The sequence below is a fragment of the Halomonas sp. KX33721 genome (assembly GCF_001596805.1).
GTDB classification, from domain to species: Bacteria; Pseudomonadota; Gammaproteobacteria; order Pseudomonadales; family Halomonadaceae; genus Vreelandella; species Vreelandella aquamarina.
The window spans coordinates 1-1,885 of record NZ_LVIA01000094.1; the positions used below are offsets into that span (position 1 = coordinate 1).

Annotated in this window: 1 protein-coding gene and 1 pseudogene; one reads left to right on the top strand and one right to left on the bottom strand. The window is 60.8% G+C overall.

Annotation, left to right across the window (positions count from 1 at the left end):
* Positions 1 to 104: 104 nt before the first annotated feature.
* The gene (locus A3220_RS16500; RefSeq protein ID WP_062376034.1) at positions 105 to 1,358 is read left to right on the top strand and encodes an IS256 family transposase; all 1,254 of its coding nucleotides are present in this window, start codon (positions 105 to 107) and stop codon (positions 1,356 to 1,358) included.
* A 290-nt stretch (positions 1,359 to 1,648) separates the two neighbouring features.
* On the opposite strand, the pseudogene A3220_RS18365 reads toward A3220_RS16500, so the two are convergent.
* A pseudogene (locus A3220_RS18365) lies at positions 1,649 to 1,863 on the bottom strand (YaeQ family protein); the annotation flags it as partial.
* Positions 1,864 to 1,885: the final 22 nt, after the last annotated feature.

Below are 1,885 nucleotides of genomic sequence, written 5' to 3' on the forward strand. Positions count from 1 at the left end.
CGCGCGAGTTAAGCTCAGTTCTTGTGTATGGAGGGCAGTAGAGAGGGTGGCGTATCCTGTTGATTGATCTCGCCAGATCACAACCAACATAGGACGGATACGCCATGAGCAATTCTACTCTCCAAGCCGTGACGCAGCCAGACACCGGCGCTACTGATCCGTTGCATGAGCTGCTGCGCAAAGGGGCCCGAGACCTGATCGCCAAGGCCGTGGAGGCGGAGTTGAGCACGTTTCTGGAGCAATATGCCGACAAGACGCTGGAAGACGGCCGCCGTGTCGTCGTCCGCAACGGCTACCTGCCGGAGCGCACCGTGCAAACCGGTATCGGCGACGTCGAGATCAAGGTGCCCCGCGTCCGTGACCGCAGTGGCGACGGGGTGACCTTCAGCAGCGCGCTGTTGCCGCCCTACCTGAAGCGGGCCCGCAGCATCGAGGAGCTGATCCCCTGGCTCTACCTGAAGGGAGTCTCTACCGGCGACTACCAGGAGGCCCTGTCGGCCCTGCTGGGTGACCAGGCCAAGGGACTCTCGGCCAACACCGTGTCGCGTCTCAAGAAGCAGTGGGAGGACGAGCATACCGACTGGCAGAAGCGCGACCTGGCAGACCAGCGTTACGTCTACTGGTGGGCTGACGGCGTGTACAGCAACGTGCGCATGGATGACCGTCTGTGTCTGCTGGTGATCATCGGCGTCACTGAGCAGGGCCGCAAGGAGTTGGTCGTCGTCGAGGATGGGCAGCGTGAGTCAGAGGCCAGCTGGAAAGAGCTGCTCACGGGGCTACGCGAGCGCGGGCTGACGACGGCCCCCAAGCTAGCGGTTGGCGACGGCGCCATGGGCTTCTGGGCGGCGTTGAGCAAGGTCTATCCAGAGACCGAGCACCAGCGCTGCTGGGTCCACAAGACTGCCAACGTATTGAATAAACTGCCGAAATCCGTGCAGCCCAAGGTCAAGGCCGACCTCCATGAGATCTGGATGGCCGAGACCCGCGATGAGGCGCACAAGGCTTTCGATCGCACGGTGAAACGCTTCGAGGCCAAGTACCCCAGAGCCATGGAGTGCCTGGCCAAGGATCGGGAGGAGCTGCTAGCGTTCTATGACTACCCGGCAGAACACTGGGTGCATATCCGCACCACCAACCCGATCGAGTCGACCTTCGCCACGGTCCGCCTGCGGAGCAAGCGCAGCCGGAACTGCGGCTCCAGAGCGACGACCCTGGCGATGGTCTTCAAGCTGCTTCAGAGCGCCCAGAAGCGCTGGAAGCGGATCAAGGGGTTCAACAAGCTGGAGCTGGTCGTGAACAACGTCCAGTTCAAGGACGGCGAACCCTTGACCGATCAGTCAGACAGGACTGCCGCCTGACCGGCCATACACAGAATTTGAGTGCGCCAGGCAAAGCCTGGACATCCGGGAAACCGAGAAGGTGGAAAGGATGTCGTGAAACCCAGTGGGTGAAAGTCCCACCCGGCCAAGGCTAGCCACCAGCCGGCAGCGAGTGTTGCGTGGTGTCGGGTAACCGCCGCTGCGAAGCGTACACAGCGAGTAGGTAGGCCGTGTGATAGAGCCCCGAAATTGTGGTAGTGCAGTCGCCGACAGTTTTCAAATGCTGGAAGGCAACACGACCCTGCCGTATGGCTTGGCAGGGAAGGGCTTTCCCACAAGGCGGGCTCATCCACATTGGACAGCCCACGTCCGAATGCCAGCGATTCGCTGTACCAGAGAATATAAGCGATCAGCCGCGCGCACAGCCGCTCTTCCGTTTCAGAGGGAGTTGGCGGGCCACCGTGAAACGCAACGTTTCATAGACGTTGCGATCCAGGTCAGTCAGGTTAACGTCGACTTTGTAGGGGGTAGCACTTAGCGCCATAACATGAATCTCAACATTCTCT